Annotated in this window: 14 protein-coding genes; 2 read left to right on the top strand and 12 right to left on the bottom strand. The window is 56.6% G+C overall.

Annotation, left to right across the window (positions count from 1 at the left end; translation table 11 throughout):
• Nucleotides 1-57: 57 nt before the first annotated feature.
• The 9 genes from ACPDZI_RS06635 to ACPDZI_RS06675 form a co-directional block, all read right to left on the bottom strand.
• The gene (locus tag ACPDZI_RS06635; protein ID WP_438834224.1) at nucleotides 58-993 is read right to left on the bottom strand and encodes a pseudouridine synthase; all 936 of its coding nucleotides are present in this window, start codon (nucleotides 991-993) and stop codon (nucleotides 58-60) included.
• A 77-nt stretch (nucleotides 994-1,070) separates the two neighbouring features.
• Nucleotides 1,071-1,838, bottom strand: coding sequence for a PTS sugar transporter subunit IIA (locus ACPDZI_RS06640; protein WP_438834225.1), 768 nt, complete (start codon nucleotides 1,836-1,838; stop codon nucleotides 1,071-1,073).
• Nucleotides 1,839-2,144, bottom strand: a complete 306-nt coding sequence (locus ACPDZI_RS06645) for a PTS fructose transporter subunit IIB (protein WP_017409976.1) — start codon at nucleotides 2,142-2,144, stop codon at nucleotides 1,839-1,841.
• A 265-nt stretch (nucleotides 2,145-2,409) separates the two neighbouring features.
• Entirely contained in the window at nucleotides 2,410-3,816 is a 1,407-nt protein-coding gene (gene uhpT, locus ACPDZI_RS06650) for a hexose-6-phosphate:phosphate antiporter (protein ID WP_029303556.1), read from the bottom strand.
• Nucleotides 3,817-4,228: 412 nt separating this feature from the next.
• Nucleotides 4,229-6,136: a PTS fructose transporter subunit IIABC gene (locus ACPDZI_RS06655; RefSeq protein ID WP_438834226.1), complete on the bottom strand. Its 1,908-nt coding sequence runs from the start codon at nucleotides 6,134-6,136 to the stop codon at nucleotides 4,229-4,231.
• 825 nt (nucleotides 6,137-6,961) lie between these two features.
• A complete protein-coding gene (locus ACPDZI_RS06660) occupies nucleotides 6,962-9,163 on the bottom strand; it encodes a DEAD/DEAH box helicase (RefSeq protein WP_429120294.1) in 2,202 nt (733 codons plus the stop codon).
• 1 nt (nucleotide 9,164) lies between these two features.
• Nucleotides 9,165-10,106 (bottom strand): HamA C-terminal domain-containing protein, encoded by a 942-nt coding sequence (locus ACPDZI_RS06665; protein WP_438834227.1) that lies wholly within the window; start codon nucleotides 10,104-10,106, stop codon nucleotides 9,165-9,167.
• Between the two features lie 460 nt (nucleotides 10,107-10,566).
• The gene (locus ACPDZI_RS06670) at nucleotides 10,567-10,830 is read right to left on the bottom strand and encodes a hypothetical protein (RefSeq protein ID WP_016350086.1); all 264 of its coding nucleotides are present in this window, start codon (nucleotides 10,828-10,830) and stop codon (nucleotides 10,567-10,569) included.
• A gap of 251 nt (nucleotides 10,831-11,081) precedes the next feature.
• Nucleotides 11,082-12,119: a Mal regulon transcriptional regulator MalI gene (locus tag ACPDZI_RS06675; RefSeq protein WP_438834228.1), complete on the bottom strand. Its 1,038-nt coding sequence runs from the start codon at nucleotides 12,117-12,119 to the stop codon at nucleotides 11,082-11,084.
• 275 nt (nucleotides 12,120-12,394) lie between these two features.
• On the opposite strand from ACPDZI_RS06675, the gene malX reads away from it, so the two are divergent.
• Nucleotides 12,395-13,981 (top strand): maltose/glucose-specific PTS transporter subunit IIBC, encoded by a 1,587-nt coding sequence (malX, locus tag ACPDZI_RS06680; protein WP_076361252.1) that lies wholly within the window; start codon nucleotides 12,395-12,397, stop codon nucleotides 13,979-13,981.
• Nucleotides 13,982-14,055: 74 nt separating this feature from the next.
• A complete protein-coding gene (locus ACPDZI_RS06685) occupies nucleotides 14,056-15,258 on the top strand; it encodes a MalY/PatB family protein (protein ID WP_438834229.1) in 1,203 nt (400 codons plus the stop codon).
• A gap of 27 nt (nucleotides 15,259-15,285) precedes the next feature.
• On the opposite strand, the gene ACPDZI_RS06690 is transcribed toward ACPDZI_RS06685, so the two are convergent.
• From ACPDZI_RS06690 to ACPDZI_RS06700, 3 genes are all read right to left on the bottom strand, one after another.
• The gene (locus ACPDZI_RS06690; RefSeq protein ID WP_323902317.1) at nucleotides 15,286-16,065 is read right to left on the bottom strand and encodes a hypothetical protein; all 780 of its coding nucleotides are present in this window, start codon (nucleotides 16,063-16,065) and stop codon (nucleotides 15,286-15,288) included.
• 39 nt (nucleotides 16,066-16,104) lie between these two features.
• Nucleotides 16,105-16,392 carry a hypothetical protein gene (locus tag ACPDZI_RS06695; RefSeq protein WP_438834230.1) on the bottom strand — a complete coding sequence of 96 codons (288 nt, stop codon included), beginning with the start codon at nucleotides 16,390-16,392 and terminating at the stop codon, nucleotides 16,105-16,107.
• Between the two features lie 201 nt (nucleotides 16,393-16,593).
• Complete coding sequence (locus ACPDZI_RS06700; RefSeq protein ID WP_438834231.1) at nucleotides 16,594-18,480, bottom strand: PTS fructose transporter subunit EIIC; 1,887 nt, start codon at nucleotides 18,478-18,480, stop codon at nucleotides 16,594-16,596.
• Nucleotides 18,481-19,170 lie beyond the last annotated feature (690 nt).

Below are 19,170 nucleotides of genomic sequence, written 5' to 3' on the forward strand. Positions count from 1 at the left end.
GCTGGATTCAAGTGTGCTGTTCATATGACGGCACGCTGGCCAAATGGCTTACTCGTGTCATTCCGACGGCTTGCTGCGGGCCGGGCGACGGGCGGTGCCGCGCCCGCCGCTGCGATTGCCGGGGCGCGGCGCGGCCTCGCGGCTGCCCCGCCCTTGGCCGGGTGCCAGCTCTTGGCCCTGATGCTGGAGGCGGCGAGCCGCTCGCGGTGCACTGTTGCTGCCTGTCCCTTGCGGCTTTCGTGCTTTACCTTGCGTGGCAGCTGGCCGCGGCGTCGGTGCCAGTTCAGGAGCGGGCAGGGCACGGCTCTCCCCCGGTGCCAGCCCATCGAGGGTCCAGTTGCCGATGGCGTAGCGGATAAGGCGCAAGGTGGGGTGACCGATGTGGGCGGTCATCCGCCGCACCTGGCGGTTGCGCCCCTCGACAATCTTGATCTCCAGCCAGCAGGTGGGGATCTCCTTGCGCTCGCGAATGGGCGGGTTGCGTGGCCACACCGCAGGTTCATCCATGATGCGCGCCCCGGCGGGCAGGGTCATACCGTCGTTGAGCTCGACCCCGGTGCGCAGAGCAGCCAGTTTCTCCTCGCTCGGCACTCCTTCCACCTGCACCCAGTAGGTCTTGGGGGTCTTCTCTCCCGGCTGGGTGAGGCGCGCCTGCAGCTTGCCGTCGTTGGTGAGCAGCAACAGCCCCTCGCTGTCGCGGTCGAGCCGGCCTGCGGCATAGATGCCGGGCTCTTTGATGTAATCCTTGAGGGTCTCGCGGCCTGCCTCGTCGGTGAACTGACAGAGCACCATGTAGGGCTTGTTCAAGAGCAGCAGCTTGCGATCGGCCGGGGCGGGGGCCGGTTTGCGCCCGCCTTCCTTGTCTCTCGTGGCGTGTTGCGCCTCCCGGTGTTGGGATGGGCGCGCCGTGGCGGCGGGTCTGCTGGCTGAACGTTCGGCGTCAGGACGGGCGGAGAGGGAGAGACGGGGGCGGGTTGATTTCATCGCATGCATACCAAAAACAGGGGAAGGGCGAGTGTACCACAGGGGGCTGTCGCGGGCATGAACGACGGGGACGGGAGGCCAGCCGCTCAGCCGAGCAGGCCATCGATGACGATGGCCTGACGGGCGGGAGCCGAGCTCGCGTGCCGCAGTGCGGTGCCTACCTGCTCGTCCATCAGTGCGCGGGCCAGCCGGGTGAGGGGGCGCAACCGCTCGGGAGCCAGGCCGGTGGGCACCGCCAGCAAAATCAGGGTCTGCACCGGCCCGAGTACGGAGCCCCACTCGATGGGCTCGCTGCTGCTGAGCAGCGAGAGCGCGGGGCGGCTGATGGCGGGGCAGATGACGTGGGGCATGGCGAGCCCGGGCCGGATGATGGTGGCGGCCAGCTGCTCGCGCGCGGCGATGGCCTGCTCCAGCGCTGGCCTGTCGCTTATCAGCGCGGCGGGCAGCAGATCTACCAGCACCGCCAGTGCCTGGCCCTTGTCGAGGGGCGCCGTGGCATGGCCAAGTTGAGCCAGGGTGAAGCAATAGTCGGGCAGCGCCTGGCCGAGGCGCAGCTCGGCCAGGGCGGCGCTGCCGGGGCGCCCCAGCGGCTGGCCCAGCTCCACGCACCAGCAGGTGAAGGCCATGTGGGCGAGCTCGGCATCCAGCCCCTCGATCAGCAGCAGACAGAGATCGCCGGGCTGGGTGGCCAGGGTGAGCAGGGAGAGCTGGTTGGTTGCCTCCACCGCCTGATGGCGGGTGACGTTGATGAACTGGATATGGGACTTGAACAGCCCGGCCAGCCGGCTCAACTGCTTGGCCTGGGTGATGGTGAGCCCCAGCCGGCAGTGAAAGGAGATCTCGCGGATCAGCATTCAGACGCCGGGGGCGGCGGTCTTGAGCACGGCCACCGCATCGAGCAGCACCGCCTCCAGCGCGACCTGGTGGATGGGACAGCCGAGGAAGCGATCTTTTTGCTCAATCTCGATATCGGAGGCGATCAGCACCAGATCGGCGCCGGCGATGTCGCGGGCGGTGAGGATGTTCTCCAGCCCCATGGCCCCCTGGGTTTCGACCTTGATCTTGAGCCCCAGCTTGTCGGCGGCTTTTTGCAGCGCCTCGGCGGCCATGTAGGTGTGGGCGATGCCGGTGGGGCAGGCGGTGACGGCGAGGATCTTCATGGGCTCTCACGGCAAATTCGGGTGGGGCAACAAGATAGCGCCAAGGGGCGGCCTTGCCAAAGAGACGGAGGCAAAAATGGGATCCCGACTGCGCTCTACTGAGGGGATGGGCAAGGGGTGAGCGCTTTTGCGGCCCCAAAAGGGACAAGTGGGGAAAAGAGGGGATAAAAAACGGCCCGCCAGAGGGCGGGCCGAATGCACACTACGGAGTGAAACCGTGCGACCGGGCAGTGGCTGCCCGGTCTGCTTGGGCGGATGCCTGGGCTCAGGCGGACTGGGTCGCCAGGGTTGCTGCTTTTAGCTCCCGCTTGATGCGGCGGATCTTGCGCTCTTCGGCAACCGCGACGCAGGCCATCAGCACCAGACAGGCGGCGGCGGCCATGTCCAGCGCCGCGAAGGTGCCGGTCCAGCCGGTCAGGCCGAAGATGGGGGTACCGTCGGCAATCATGCCCAGACCCAGCTTGGCGAAGCTGTCACCGATAAGGTAGGCGAAGGTGCCCTTGACGCCATCGGCCACGCTGATGCCCTGCTTGGGCACGAAGCCCACGGCGGCCACGCCGATCAGCAGCTGCGGACCGAACACCAGGAAGCCAAGCAGGAACAGGGAGCCCAGGAACATGAACTGGGTGGTGGCGTGCTGGTAGAGCCCCAGGGTGGCGATGATCAGCGCCAGCGCGATACAGGCCACCAGACCACGGCGACCGTTGGCCAGATCCGAGAGATAACCCCACATCAGGGTACCGACCAGGGCGCCCACTTCGAAGAAGGTAAAGCCCTGAATGGCGACTTCCTTGGAGAAGCCGAGCTCCTGGTGGGCATAGACGGTGGACCACTGGTCGATACCGATACGCACCACGTAGAGGAAGATGTTGGCAAAGCAGAGCAGCCAGATCACCTTGTTCATCAGCACGTACTTGACGAAGATCTGCCACTTGGTCAGCTGCTGCTCTTCGGTGGCGATATCTTCTTCGCTGGCCACTTCGTCAAACAGCTCTTCCACTTTGCCCAGGCCATAGGCTTCCGGCGAATCGCTACCAAAGCGCAGGCCGATGAAGCCGACGATCAGCGCGATGATGGAGGGGAAGATGAACATGCCAAGCACGTTGCCATCGAACAGGTAGTTGGCACCGAACAGCGCCACCCCGGCCGCACCGGCCCCGCCCACGTTGTGGGAGAGGTTCCACATGCCGAGGTAGGTGCCGCGCTTGTTGCGGGGCGTCCACTTGGTGATGGTGGAGTAGCTGCAGGAGCCGCCACAGCTCTGGAAGAAACCGCTGGCCGCGTAGAAGAAGATCATCAGGTAGAGGCTAAAACCGGTGCCACCCATGCTGGCACTGAAGCCCAGCATGCAGAGGGAGGAGAGGATCAGCATCAGTGGCAGGAACTGCTTGGTGTTCTTGCCATCGGCATAGTAGGAGACGATGGTCTTGCCCACCCCGTAGGTGATGGAGAAGCCAAGGCCGATCATGCCGAGCTCGGTCATGGAGAGACCGTACTCCTGGATCATGTCGTTCTGCGCAATGTTGAAGTTCTTGCGGATCAGATACATGGTCAGGTAACCGATGAACACAACCAGATAGGATTGCATAAACGGTTTGAACCAGAGCTTGCGCCGGGCTTCGACCGGCAGGTTCAGGGTGGGGACCCGGACCTGTTCGAGCAGTTTAAACATCTTCGTTCATCCTCTGCGAGATAGACGCTGTTTCCGCCGCGTTCCTCCCTTTTTGATTGGAGTTGGAGGTCACGCCACGGAAAGAACAACAGGAAGCGGGCGCGGTGCACGGCGAGCCCCTGTCGATTGAACCCATGCCCGTCCCTTGCGCCATGGCGCGGGTCGGGTAACCACATCAGGTAGCGTGACTTTAATGAGGCGCGCTGCAAATGGCGTGAGAGCCATCCCTAGGGGGGTAGGAAAATTTCCTAGTTTGGCGGGATCCGGGCCGCGAAGCGTGAAGAGGATCACAAGCCGGCGTCGTACAGCAGAGGTGAACGGGCTCTCTCGAACCCGACAAAAGAGGAGGCCACCCGCAGGTGGCCTCGTCCGGTTTGGTCGCTCCCAGCAGGGAGGCTTGGTTGGGCGGGGATCAGGCGGCCTTGGCCAGGGTCACCTCGTCACTCTTCTTGACCCGCAGCTTTTTCAGGGCAACTGCCACCACGCCAGTGACGATGGCGCCGCAGATCATGCAGAGCAGCGCCAGCAGCGGCTTGTTGACGGCGCCGAGCAGAGCCACGATGGGGCCACCGTGGGCGACGCTGTTGGTGATGCCAAACAGGAAGGCCATCACGGCGGCGGTCATGCTGCCCAGCACGTTGGCCGGGATGACGGCCAGCGGATCACGGGCGGCGAACGGGATGGCGCCCTCGGAGATCCCCACCAGGCCCATGGCGCCGGCAGCCTTGCCCGCTTCAATTTCGGTGGCGTCGAAGATGCCGAGCTTGCGACCGAGCACGGTGGCCAGCGACATGCCAAGGGGGGCAGCCGGGATGGCGCAGGCCATGGAGCCCATGAACTGGGTCTGGCCGGAGGCGATCATGCCTACCGAGAACAGGAAGGCCACCTTGTTGACCGGGCCACCCATGTCAAAGCCGGCCATGCCCCCCAGCACGATCCCCAGCAGTACCAGGCTGCCACCGCTCATGGAGAGCAGCATGGCGTTCAGACCCGTCATCATGTCGGCAATGGGGGCACCGATGATGAAGATGAAGACCGCAGCGATAAACAGGGAACCGACGATGGGGGCGATCAGGATCGGCACCAGCGGCTGCACCATCTTGTGGTAGTGGCGGGTTGCAATCCAGCGCACCAGATAACCGACCAACAGGCCCGCGATGATGGCACCGATAAAGCCGGTACCGGCGTCAGCGCCGTAGAAACTGCCGTTGTTGGCGATCCAGCCACCGATAAAGCCCGGTGCCAGCGCCGGACGGTCACCGATGGCGTAGGCGATATAGCCCGCCAGAATGGGGATCATCAGGGTAAAGGCGGCCACGCCCACGTTGAGGATCTGGTTCCACATGCTCCCTGCCGGGATCTGCATGCCGCTCGGGGTCGGATCGCCGCCGATAGCCAGAGCCAGGGCGATCAGCAGACCCCCCGTGACCACAAACGGGATCATGTGGGAGACGCCGTTCATCAGATAACGGTAGAGATCCGAGCTGCCGCCTGCGCTCTTCTCCTCGCTCTTGCGCTCATCCTTGTCCGCCACATAGGCGGGGGCCTTGAGCGCCTGCTCGATCAGGCCCTTGCCATCCTTGATGGGGGCCTTCACGCCTGTCTTGATGAGCGGCTTGCCGTTGAAGCGGGCCATGTCCACCTGCTTGTCACAGGCCACCACGATGGCGCTGGCACGGGCGATCTCGGCCGCAGTCGGGCTGTTCTTGACGCCGATGGAGCCGTTGGTCTCCACCTTCACCTCAAAGCCCAGCTCCTTGGCGGCGCGCTCCAGAGATTCCGCCGCCAGATAGGTGTGGGCAATGCCGGCGGGGCAGCCGGTGACGCCGATGATCAACCCCTTGTCGGCGGCCGGGGCGGCCACTGGCGGCTCTTTCTTCTCGAGCAGCAGGGCCAGCGCATCAGTAGGCGTCTTGGCTGCCAGCAGGGCATCGATAAAGCCCTCTTCAATCAGCTTGGCGGAGAGCTCGGCCAGCACCTCGATATGGTGGTTGGCGCCACCGGCCGGGGAGGCAATCATGAAAAACAGCCGGGAGGGCTTGCCATCCTCGGCGCCGTAATCGATACCGGCGCGGCTGATGCCGATGGCCACCGCCGGGGTGCTCACTGCCGCACTTTTGGCGTGGGGCAGGGCAACGCCCTCTTCAAAGCCGGTGTTGTCCAGCTCTTCCCGGGCCCACAAGTCCTTGATGAACTGCTGCTCGTCGCTGACCTTGCCTTGCGCCGCGAGCAGACGGGTCATCTCGGTGAAGACCTCCTCCTTGCGCGTGGCCTTTAAATCGAGCGCGATCAGCTGCTCGTTGATAAGGGTGGTGATCATGGCGTTCTCCCTGCTCCTGGCCGGAGCCTGTTGGCATCTTTTCCTGGGCTACCGCCCAAGAGATGCAGACAAAAGTGACCCCACTATTATCCCGCCCGCAGTGCCGCGCACCTATCGGACAAAACTGCGAAATACTGGATTTTTGTGCGACATCACCTCGAGTGTGACCCTGATCGCAAAGCTGAATAGCTGCTGAAACGGGGGCGGATTGAATCGCTAGTATTTTAATTAATGATTAAAATCAATTGGTTGTGTTTGTGTGTGGTTCAGCGCCTTGGCCGTGTGGTGAGTTTTTACTTAGTGGATGGGAGCGCTCTTTCTGTAAATTTGTGAGGTGAAAAACGGCTGCGGGATGTGAGCCAACGCACAGAAATGGCTTCGTTGGCGGGAAGCGAGAGGGGGCGCAGGGGAGACGTGAGCAGAACAAGCTGGATAAATGGGTTGCACCATCGGTGCCAGACAGCCCACCGCAACGGGCAAGAAAAACCACAGCCATAGACGCACCGTAGGGTGCAATGAACAAAGTGAATTGCACCGCCTGTTTGTACAGATAGGGTGGTAAGAGAGGGGATGGCTGAAAAGATAGAGGTGATAACGCGAACGTCCGAATACGCTCCGCTATTCGAACCTACGGGCTCTTTTCTGGAACAGATATCTGGGGACTAGAAAGTAGAGGTGCAATGAGCTGTGCTTATTGCACCCTACCCATTTTCAGAGCGTCCAGCCACCGATCCTACTAGTGGTAGCTAGGGGAATGCAGATAAATATGCGTGTATGGTGTTTGTAAATACCTCAGAATATACGATTGCGATTATGTATTATTGGTCATGACTTATTTCTTTCGTTATAGTTTGATATTAATTTTTCTCGTTCGTAATTTAAAAATTCAGGCTTGTCATATATTTTTTTATGAAATATTTCTTTCAGTACCAAGTCTTGGTTTATATCCTTGCTTATATATTTCTCAATCTTTTCAATTGCGGATCTTGGAATTCCATATTCAGCAAGAATTGTAAGGTTCTCACGTATGAAGTCGCTTTCAATAGATGTAGCATAAAAGGTGTAATTACCCGCTTTTATGCCAAGCTCACTACACACAAACTTTTGAAGCTCATTTACGACAAGTAACCATTTTGGAATTTTGTATTGAAACCAATGCCTAAGTATTTGAAAACTATCCTTTATTGATTCATCTAGAATTTCATCATCAGTTACATTTTCCTTTGATTCAAGGCCGCGTTTATATTGAAAACTGCTTTTAACTAACTCGAGTATGCTTTTATTAAACCCATAGTCGAAAGTTACTTTGACTATTTTTTTCTTAGTCATAGGTTTTACATTCTCGCCTGGTTTTATCAAGTAATCCCATGCTAGTTCGAGACAATACTCAAGTTGCTTATATGTCGGGGTCGCATCCCAGCATATTAGATGATATTTTTCTAGAATATCAGCACGCAGCTTAGATATTAATGAAACTTGACCTTTTACATATAATGAATTTCGTGAAAATAGCTCACGCTCTTTTGGTGGAAGACTAGATATATATGAATATTGTTCACTTGTCTTATCAAGTACATCCTCATTTTCTATATTTATAAGAATTTCATCAGATATAGGGTTTTGTTCAAAAAAAGGGATGTCAATATATGTTTTGTTATGCTTCGGGGGTGGGTTGAAATTATATATGTTACCAACGTAATGAACCATTAGTCGTCCTGCCCTTCCTTTGATGTTTGAGTAATCGAAATAATCAATGGGAGTGCCACTTCCTTTTGTTGGGTCAAAAAAGATAACATTCTTCGCTGTTGTATTTACACCTTCAATAATTGTTGCAGTGCAAAAAAGAAAATTAAGTTCGCCATTGTTAAAGTAGTCTATTACAGAGGATGTAATATGCTTCTGTAAAGCACCATCATGAACCCCAATGCCATATTTTAAGCAATTAATTAATGACCACTGTGTTGATATGTATTTCTCTATCCATTCAATAATGGACAACTCTTTGTTTTTTATGCGTTCTTTTTTGTTGGTTAGGTATTTTAAAAATTGAACTGATAAGTATCTGGCTCTAGTCGGGGATGAGCAGTAAATAATTGTGCTTTCATTTTTAAGATTGAAAAGTAGGTCGAACAGCACATGTTCTTTATGAGTTTTCTTATTTCCTCTTACACCAAAAAGGCCATCGTGTTCTTTATATATATTTATTTCTTCACAGCTTACCAAGTTGTACTTTGTTTGATAAAAAATAGCATTGTATTTATCCGCAAAGCCATCTGATATTCCATCTATGTTCGGACCAAGTAGATAAAATTGTGGATTGAACCGGACGAGTATATTTCTAAAAGCATTATTTAATGAGTCAGCTCTCTCATCATCTCTCTTTGAGCTTAATTTATAGAACTCATCTAAAACAATAAAGTCAATCTTTGGGATGTTATTATATTCATTAACTCGCTCAGATGTTAAAAGGAATAAGTTGCCTTTTTCATTAGTAGCTTCCTGAGATGTTCTTACAATTATTTTATAATGTTCTTCATACTTTGACAGTTTTTTTCTTGTTTCATCTAGAAGCGCTAATGTAGGTTGTATGACAACAATATTTTTATACTTTAATGAGGCGACCACTTCTTCTATTAACAAGCTTTTGCCAAAGCTGGTTGGTGCGCTAACAATAACATTTTTACCGGACTCTAATAACTTTAAAATATGTTTCTGCTCATCATGGAAGATTTTGTTTACTATATTTGAAGAAATGTTTGTTGCTCGCCTTATCTTCGCACTTGTTGAAGATAGATTAAGATCTTCTTTTTCAAGATATGGATAGAATCCAACCGATTCGATTAAATCAGCCAGCATATTGTCTAAGGATGAAGACAGTTTACTTTTTGAGTTAAGTATCTTTATTAATGTATCAATGCCAGAAGTTTCATTTTGGATCAGTTGTGATGCACATTCACGATAAATATTAAATGTTTCTGAAAAATCAAATGATTGCTTCTGGTTGAGTTTATATACGATATCACTCATGTTAATCTCCAATAGCTTGTAATAACGATAGCTTGTTATGTAGTTTTTTGACTAAAGTTAATTTACATTGCACCGGGAATAATATTATTATTATTTTTAGCTTTGATTTTAAAGGATGATTGTTCTTACTTTCAAAGTATGCATTTAAGCTGCGTATTTTCTTTTCATATTCATCAATAAAATTAATGTCAGTTTCATCATTATACTTTGTAAACAAATCACAACTATATGTACACAATAATGGGATGTAAATTTCATTTAACTTATCTTTTAGTTTGGAAGATGATGACAATAACATTTTCCAGTGTTCAGACTCAGGTATGTTATCAAAGTGCTTTATTTTCTTTGCAATTAAACTAAATTCAGCATCTAGATAGTCAACCTTGAAATGCTCTTCAATATCATTTATTAATTCATTTAAACCCCGTTTAGGGTCGAGATAGAGCTTTGATTCACCTAACCACAGAGTCTTGCTCTCTGGTTCAATATGAACGCAATCAAAACCATGAACAGTATGACCTAAAGAGTCTTTGAAATAAATTTTGGATAGTAGTGGTATGGTATTAAATTGGTCTCTTAAAATTAAATGAAGAATTAACTCACCAAATTCACCTCTTCTTAAATATTTGTCATTAATATCATCATCTATACTACCATTATTATTATATATATCCCTGACCCGTTGAAATTCGTCTATTTTATAGATTGCATTCGCTGCTTCAACTATTTTATCAACAGTTTCTGTGTTATGGGTTACTGTACCTTCGTGAAAGCCAAAAGAAAATTCATGAATAACATTTATTATTTTGTTGATAAGTAAGCGCCATCTATATTGAGATGTGCCATCACTATCTAGGTCGAATCCGACTAAGAAACTTCGTAGTTTCTCTTCTGATATTATGGATTCAATAACGTTCCGTGAGCCGAAAGGACTATTATCCATGTGGTGAAATCCTTTGCTAGTATTAAATTACATTAATTAATGGTGGCTTAAGATTTAATATTGTTTCCAGCCGTTCTTAATAACTCTAATAGATATTCTTGCTATTAATGACGTCAACTTTTTGCTAAAGAAGATTAATAATTTTCCCTTGCACGATTCTACTACCTACTTATTAAGCCGAATAAATAAACCAATCTCCACGCTACCGCCCGTGGATTACAGCCTCCAGCCTGCTGCTGTTATCCGGCGATGTGGTGGATGGCGAAACGGCTGCACAGGGTTATCTCTGCAAAAGTGGTTGCCAAGTGGGGCATATTAATCGAGAGAGAGGCAGGGTAAAACCGCAGTCGGGCAAAAACCTGCCAGAGATCAATAAATTGCTCATTAGGTGGGTGTTATATGTCCGCTTGGCGCGGCGACCGCAAGCTGAGCTTTGCCTCTTGTCAGGGGCAGCAGCCACTCAATACTCCAGAAACTTCTCCCCGCAGCGCTCGCAGATCAGGTGCTTTACATGGGTGGCCTGGTAAGCCAGCGTTTCGCCAAACGCCCAGTTGGTGATGCTGCTGGAAGTAAAGGCTTGCCAGAAGGCTTTGCGCGGATCCTTGGGCATGATGTCCTGAGTGTGATCGCGGGCGACCAGCACCACGATATGGCGGGTGCGCTCCCGGCATTTGTCACAGCGATGGATTTCACTCGGTGGATTCTGGTCGTGCGGGTTGCTCATACAGGGGCTCGTGAAGAGAGTGGGCGCCCATCATATCCCTCTCCACTTGGCTCTCAATCTCTCCTTGCTAACCCAGTGAGCAGGCTCACATTTTTGCGCTCGCGCTTTTCTGCTTGACCACAACAACCCCTTGCCTGCGCACTACAACTGTGTGCCTCAGGCCAATGCCCGCTTTTGAGGTTTGTTGGTGAGCGGTGATGATATGGCGGGTGGAGCAACTTTCCGGGCTGCAGCAGGCTTGCCCAGCCAGCTTAGGCCGATGCCCGCTTTTGCAGGCTGGGGATGATGAGATGGCGGGTGGGGGCGAGCTCGGGTTGCTGCAATCGGGCCAGCAGGCGCAGGGCGGCCTGGCGGCCGATGTCGCGGGCCGGCGAGCTGACGAAGGTAAGGGCGGGGAAGGTGAGCTCGGCCTCCGCCACGTCGTCAAAGCCGAGCAGGGCCACCTGCTGGCCGACGTAGTTGTCCTTGCCTACGCTGCGCCCGCTCGCCTCGACGCCGTAGATGGCGCCGAGGGCTACCTCCGGGTAGTGACAGAGCACGGCGGTCACCTTGGGGTGCCGGTGCAGCAACTGGGCGATGGTGTCGGCGGCGCTGCGCTGGGTGCGCTCGCACTCCAGTACCCACTCCGGTTTGAAGGGCAGGCCGTATTGCAGCAGGCTGGCACAGTAGCCGCCGATGCGCTCGGCGCGGGTGAGGGAATCGGCCCGCCCGCCGACGTAGGCGATATGGCGGTGGCCCTGCTCGATGAGATAGGTGGTGGCCTGCTGGGCGGCGTGGGTGTTGTCCGGGCCGATAAAGTCTACGTCGTCTCGATAGTAGGAGCGGGCGGCGCACACCAGCGGCAGCGCCGAGCCGAGCAGGTGCTCCAGCGGCTTGGCGGCGGCGCCGCGCACCGGGTTGAAGATGATGCCCGCCACCCCCTGGCGCGACAGGGACTGGATGCTCTGCTGCAGCCGCTCTGGGCTGTGGCCGCACTGGGTCAGAAACAGCAGATAGCCCTGCTGCTCCAACACCTCGCTCACCCCGGCGGTCACCTCGGTATAGAAGGGGTCGGTGATGTCGCGCAGGATCAGCCCCACCAGGTTGGATTGCTGGCTGCGTAGGTTGGCGGCGGCGCTGTTGGGCACGTAGTCGAGCTCCCTGATCGCCTGCTGCACCCGCTCGGCGGTGGCCGGCGAGATGCGCCCCTTGCCGCGCAGCACCATGGAGACGGTGGTGACCGAGACCCCGGCCAGCCGGGCCACGTCGGTGATCTTGGGGTTGTTGGCGAGCAGCGGTTTGGGCGACATAGGCAGGCGGTGGCGATCAAGGCGAAGAGACGAGGTGCACAGCATACCCGCTTGGGTTGCCGAGTGAAACGTTACATCCCGCGCCCATGGATCTGCCTCACAAATTTGAGGAACAGCGTCCAGCAGGGCGGTTGAACTGTGATCCTGTCGGCACTTGTGAGTTGATAAAACGTTTTATCATCCAGCAAAACCAGATACGCCTCGCCGTTGCCATCCGTCAGGGAGGCTACCGGGCAGGCGTATCGAATGACCCTCACCTCACAAGGATCTGACACATGGCCAAGTCCCCCGCCAAATCCACCATCTGGGAGTTCCTGCAGAGCCTCGGCAAGACCTTCATGCTGCCGGTCGCCCTGCTGGCCTTCTCGGGCATTTTGCTCGGTGTCGGCAGCTCGCTCACCAGCGATGCGGTCAAGCAGAGCATGCCCTTTCTCGACAATACCGTGCTGCAACTGCTGTTCCTCTGGATGACCAAGGTCGGGCTGGTGGCCTTTATCTACCTGCCGGTGATGTTCGCGGTGGCCATTCCGCTGGGACTGGCGCGCGAAGAGAAGGGGGTGGCGGCCTTTGCCGGTTTCGTCGGCTATGCGGCGCTCAACCTCTCCATCAACTTCTACCTGACCGTGGCCAACGTCATCGGTGATGGGGCGGCGGAGAAGGCCTACGGGGTGAAATCCATCCTCGGCATCAGCTCCATCGACACCGGTATTCTGGGGGCCATCATCGTCGGGGTGATCGTCGCCAAGCTGCACGCCCGTTTCTACACCTACCAGATGCCCGATGCGCTCGCCTTCTTCGGCGGCGCCCGCTTCGTGCCCATCATCACCGCCATCGTGCTGGGGGTGGTCGGTCTGGTGGTGCCCCTGGTCTGGCCCTGGTTTGCCGCCGGCATCAACGGCATCGGGACGCTCATCTCCCACGCCGGCCCCTTCGGTCCCTTCCTGTTCGGTACCGGTGAGCGGCTGCTGCTGCCGCTCGGCCTGCACCACATTCTGGTGGCGCTCATCCGCTTTACCGAGGCGGGCGGCACGTCGCTGGTGTGCGGCAACGAGGTGAGCGGCGCGCTCAACATCTTCTATGCCGAGCTCTCCTGCGCCGACACTACCCAGTTCTCGGTGTCGGCCACCTCCTTCCTCTCTCAGGGCAAGATGCCGGCCTTCCTGGGCGGCCTGCCGGGAGCGGCGCTCGCCATGTATCACTGCGCCCGCCCGGAAAATCGCGGCAAGATCAAGGCGCTGCTGGTCTCCGGTGTGGTGGCCTGCGTCATCGGTGGCATCACGGAGCCGCTGGAGTTCCTGTTCCTGTTCGTGGCGCCGGTGCTCTACGTCATTCACGCCATCCTGACGGGTTTGGGCTTTATGACCATGGGGCTGCTCGGCGTCACCATCGGCAACACAGACGGCAACCTCATCGATTTTCTGGTGTTCGGCGTGCTGCAGGGCACCGCCACCAAGTGGTATCTGGTACCGGTGGCGGCCGCCATCTGGTTTGCCATCTATTACGGGGTGTTCCGCTTTGCCATCGTGCGCTTCAACCTCAAAACCCCTGGCCGTGAAAAAGAGAGCCGCGAGATTGAAGCCAGCGAGGCTGCCCAGCCCGCAGGCAAGAAGGCTGGCAACAGCGGCTACAACGGTGAAATCATCCTCAACGCCCTGGGCGGCGCCGACAATATCCTGGCGCTCGATAACTGCATCACCCGCCTGCGGATGTCGGTGCAGGACATGAGCCGGGTCGATGACAAGGTATTGAAGGCGAACGGCGCCATCGGGGTGATCAAGCTCGACGAGCACAACCTGCAGGTAGTGATCGGGCCCCAGGTCCATCTGGTGAAAAACCAGCTGCAGAGCCTGATGGGGGCCTGAGTCGGCCCTCTGTTACCCTGCGTCGGGGGGCGCCATGCTCCCTTGTTCATTGCTGTTTTACTGGTGAGAAAGAGATGCCCAATACCGACTTCTTTGATTTTGATCGCGTCGTCGATCGCCACGGCACCTACTGCACCCAGTGGGACTATGTGGCCGACCGCTTCGGCCACGCCGACCTGCTCCCCTTTACCATCTCCGACATGGATGTCGAGACTGCCCCCTGTATTCGCCAGACCCTGGCCAGGCGCCTTGAGCACGGGGTCTTTGGTTACAGCCGCTGGAATCACGATGACTTCAAGGGGGCAGTGAGCGACTGGTTCGCCCGCCGTTACTGGGCGCAGCTTGACCCAGACACGCTGGTCTACGGCCCCTCGGTCATCTACATCATCGCCCAGCTGGTGGGCCTCTGGTCAGCGCCCGGCGAAGGCGTGCTGGTACATACCCCCGCCTACGATGCCTTCGGCAATATGCTGGCCGCCAACGACAGGGTGCTGCTGCATTGCCCGCTTAAAAAAGAGCAGGGGATCTACCAGATAGACTGGGCCTGCTTCGAGCAGCAAGCCGCTCGCCCCGATTGCCGCATCCTGCTGCTGTGCAGCCCCCACAACCCCACCGGCCGGGTCTGGACGCGGGATGAGCTCGGCCGGATGGCCACTATCTGTCAGCGCCACGGGGTCAAGGTCATCTCGGACGACATCCATATGGATGTGAGCTTTGCCCGCTACCTGCCGTGGAGCGAGGTGGCGCAGGATGACAACTGGGCGCTGGTGAGCTCGGGTTCGAAATCTTTCAATATCCCCGCCCTTGGTGGCGCCTACGCCTTTATTGCCAACGCAGCGGCGCGGGCCGGCTATCTGCAGCGGCTCAAGGCGGCCCACGGCCTCTCATCGCCCCCCATTCTCGGGGTGCTGGCCCATATCAGCGCCTATCGGGACGGCGCTGCCTGGCTCGATGCCCTGAAAAGCTATCTGCACGGCAACCTCACCCAGGTGGCGGTGCGGCTCAACGCCGCCTTCCCCGCCATCGACTATCGGGTGCCCGAGGGGACCTATCTCGCCTGGATTGACTTGAGCGGCCTTGGCATCGACAACACCGAGCGGATGGATGCGCTGCAAACCTTGCTGGTGGAAAAGTACCGGGTCGCCATCATGCGCGGCGACACCTATGGCGCCGAAGGCAAAGGCTATCTTCGCCTCAACGTCGGCTGTCCTCGCTCAAAAGTAGATAAAGGCCTCGATGCCCTGATCAGCGCACTGCAAGAGCTGCTGGCCAGATAGCGCACCGCCGCCCTCGGGCGGCGGTTGCTATTTCGAGACGGCCTTGTCAGGCCGATAGCGGGTCTCTTCTATCTGATCGAAGCGCAGGATCAGAGTATCACCCCCCTTGAGGCGATAGGCGCAGTGGGAAGCGTTGCAGGCGATGCGGATATGGGGCTCATCCCCCAGCAGGGGAGACTGACTATGGGCCTCAGTCTGCGGCCATTTGTCTTGCCCGAGGCGGGTGATCTGTGTTTGTGCCTCTTCAACACCTTTCACAAAGAACCAGAGCGCACCCATGACGGGGATCAATACGGATAACGACAAGAAGGCAAATTTGTAATAGTTATTCCCCATCCAAACAAATGCTCTGAAAAGAGAGGGGGCGGGGTAACGTCGGCGTTTTTTGGCTCGTGTTACCAGCCAGCGGTATAAACACGACGTTTGCCATAACCAGGTGAGGTGGAGTCTGCCGCGGGAGCAAGTGATGAGGGTAAAAGCCATAAAGAAAATCGTGAATATGCTACCCAATACAGGCCACATCCAGGGTTTGAGCATATTGAGAGTCGTGAGAAGGCCAAAGGCCAGCAGATAATCTGCCGGCGGAGAAAATTCGGCATAGTCGAGGTTAAACGCCAGGGTATAGCCATAGTGATAGGCCATCCCCAGGAGGTAGGTCGCTGCTGTCAGGGCAGGAATGGCCGCCACGAGCAATCCCGCAAAGCGCCAAGTCGTCCCCTTTTCTTCGGGTTCCAGCTCAGCATTGCGCAATGTTTTTATATGTTGGCGAAGCCAGCGCCAACGGGCGGCTGCGGTTCGGTCACTCACTGGGCGTCCCTTCACTCATCTAGTTGATATATGAATCTGTCAGAGAATGGCGCGGCTGCGAAACAGCACCTTGCCGCAGGCCAGGCAGGTGTGGCGCAAACGGTAATCGCCGGCGCCGGTCAGCGGGTTGAACAGCACCTTGTGCGAACCGCAGGCACAGCAGCTGGCGTTTTCACTATCGTCGGTGGCGCATTCGGGATGGCGGGCAAGGTACTCGGGCAGGGTAGGCAGCTTGTCCCAGTCGGGCTGGGTCACCGCGCGATTCTTGAGAATGATGCCGGCGGTCATCAGACCCGCCAGGGTGAGCAGTACGTCCGTCAATTCCATGTTTTGCAAGGCTCCGTCCAGGTGCGGTCGCGAGGCCGGCTGGCAGGCGAAGGCACAATATGACTCCTATCTTATCGATCCTGAGGGGGAGGGTGCTATCCCCGTTCGGGCGGCTGCCGAACGGGGTTTGCTGCTGCCTGATGCCGAGATAAAAGAAGGGGCCCTTGGCCCCTTTTGTCATATATCTCTCAACTGCTGTTGTCAGGCCACCTGGCGCCCCGGCTGGGTGCGGGCCAGCAGCCCTTCCGGGTTGTGGATGGCCTCCCGGGTCTTGACGTCGATGACCTCGATATGGGCGAAGCGTTCCTTGTTCTTGATGGCCACGTCGTGGGCCAGGATGACGCAGCGGGCGTTGGCCACGTCTTTGGGCGTAATGCGGTTGATGATGCCGTTGGCGCCCTGGGTTTCCACTTTGAGCTTGATGCCGGCCTTGGCGGCCGCTTTTTGCAGGCTCTTGGCGGCCAGGAAGGTGTGGGCCACGCCGGAGGGGCAGGCGGTGATGGCCAGCACTTCGGCTTCCCCTTCCGCCTCGATGATCTGGTACTCCTCCTGGCGCTCGTTGCTCTCTTCGGTGTCGCTGACCGGCTTTTTCAGCAGGTTGACGATAAGAGCCGTGGTGAGGGCGCCGAGCAGGGTGCCGAGGATATAACCCATCTTGCCTTCCACCACCGGCAGCACGATCCAGCCGCCCCAGGGTGCGTGGTTGATGCTGTGCATCATGAAACCGGTGATGTTGCCGACGATGCCGCCTGCGACGATGGCCGGGATGACGCGCACCGGGTCGGCGGCGGCAAACGGAATGGCCCCCTCGCTGATGCCGATCATGCCCATGATGGCGGCTGCCTTGCCCGCTTCACGTTCCTCTTTCTTGTAGCGCTTGGGTGAGAGCAGGGTGGCCAGCGCCATGCCGAGCGGCGGCACGCAGATGGCGATGCCGACCCCGCCCATCAGCCAGGGCTGGGTGTTGACCTGGGTCTGGGCGAACAGGGTGGCCACCTTGTTGATGGGGCCGCCCATGTCAAAGGCGGTCATGCCACCGAGGATGGCCCCCAGCATCACCTTGCCGGAGCCCGCCATGCCGGAGAGCCAGTGGTTCATCCCTTCCATCATGGCGGCGATGGGCGCACCTATCACCCACATGACGATGCCGCACACCAGGAAGGTGCCGATGAGGGGATAGATGAAGATGGAGCCGAGCGAACTCATGGAATCCGGCAGCTTGATCCGTTTGAGCTGGTTGACGATGAGGCCGGCGATAAAGCCCACCAGGATGGCGCCGAGAAAACCGGTATGAAACTGCTGCACTGCAATCCAGGAGCCGATCATGCCGGGGGCCAGGCCCGGTTTGTCCGCCATGGAGTAGGCGATGTAGCCGCCCAGCACGGCGGTAAACAGGGTGAGCCCGGCAATCCCCATGTCGGCCATGTCCTTGAGCACGCCCGCCTCGGGCACGGCGCCCTTGCCGCTGATCATCACCGACAGCGACAGCAGCACGCCCCCCGCGACGATGAAGGGGATCATGTGGGAGGTGCCGAACAGCAAATGCTGTTTGAGGGTGTTGAGCTGGGCCTTGATGCCGCGCTCCTGCGGCTCCGTCGGCTGGGCGGATTGCGGCTGGGGGGCGGCTGGGGTAGCGGACGGCCCTGGTGCGGCCAGCAAGGCGAGTACCTCGGCGCGGCTGGTGGCCGCCTGCATGTTGGCGATGAAACCGGGTTCCAGCAGCTTGGTGGAGAGCTCGGCCAGCACTTCGATATGATGGTTGGCGCCGCCCGCCGGGGAGGCAATCATGAAGAACAGCTTGGAGGGCTCGCCATCTTCGGCGCCGTACTCGATGCCCTGGCGGCTGATGCCGACCACGATGGCGGGCTCTCGCACCGCCTCGCTCTTGGCGTGGGGCAGGGCGACCCCCTGCTCGAAGCCGGTGTTGTCGAGTTTCTCCCGCGTCCAGAGGTCGCGGACAAACTGATCCTGACTGGCTATCTTGCCGCTGGCCTTGAGCCTGGCGGCCAGTTCGACAAACAGCGCCTGCTTGTCGCGGGCTGCAAGATCGAGGCAGATCAATCCTTCATCTATCAGGGTGGTGAGCATGGTTCTCTCCTGGCTGGTGCCGTCCGAATGGAAGTGGTCCTGTTGAAAACGGTGGTGCAACTGGTTGACCTGCCTATTGTTTCTCCCAAGTGCCTCGGCTGAAATCGGAGATATGTGCCCTTTACTGGATTTTTGTGTCGATGCTGCCGGCCTGTGACCCTGCTCGCATTTTGTCCTGCCTGAATGAACGACCTCATTTTTATAGAAATACATTTTAAAACAGAAGGTTATTTTTAATCCGAGTAAGACTGATGACCAATAAGTGGTGAGCCTGAATGCTGTCGGCAGGCAGCGGGATGGAGATTTGTGTGCTCGAGCGGGCGGGAAAATTGTGAGCCGGTCGGCAAAAGCGGCGGCCTGGCTTTGGGGGATGCTCATGGTGGCGGGGTGGCAGGAAACGCAAGAATGAGGGGATGAAAAATCAGTGCATAATCGGCCGATTGAAAAGGGTGTGCGAATTTGTAGTGGTGTGCATTTAATTATTTGATAATTAATATGTTTTGGTTTCTTGAACGGAGCGGAAGAGGCGGTTTTGACCTCCTTTTGATGGCCTTCTGGGAGACGTTTAATCATTTTTTAGATTGCTTTTTGCATATCCAATCGTTTATTTAGTTGGACAGTTTTGGCAAACCGGAAGTCAAACCTGATGAACCGACAGGCCAACGCCCTTGATGCGGAGTGTGCCGTCAA

It is taken from the genome of Aeromonas oralensis, from assembly GCF_049665575.1.
Taxonomy (GTDB): Bacteria; Pseudomonadota; Gammaproteobacteria; order Enterobacterales; family Aeromonadaceae; genus Aeromonas; species Aeromonas hydrophila.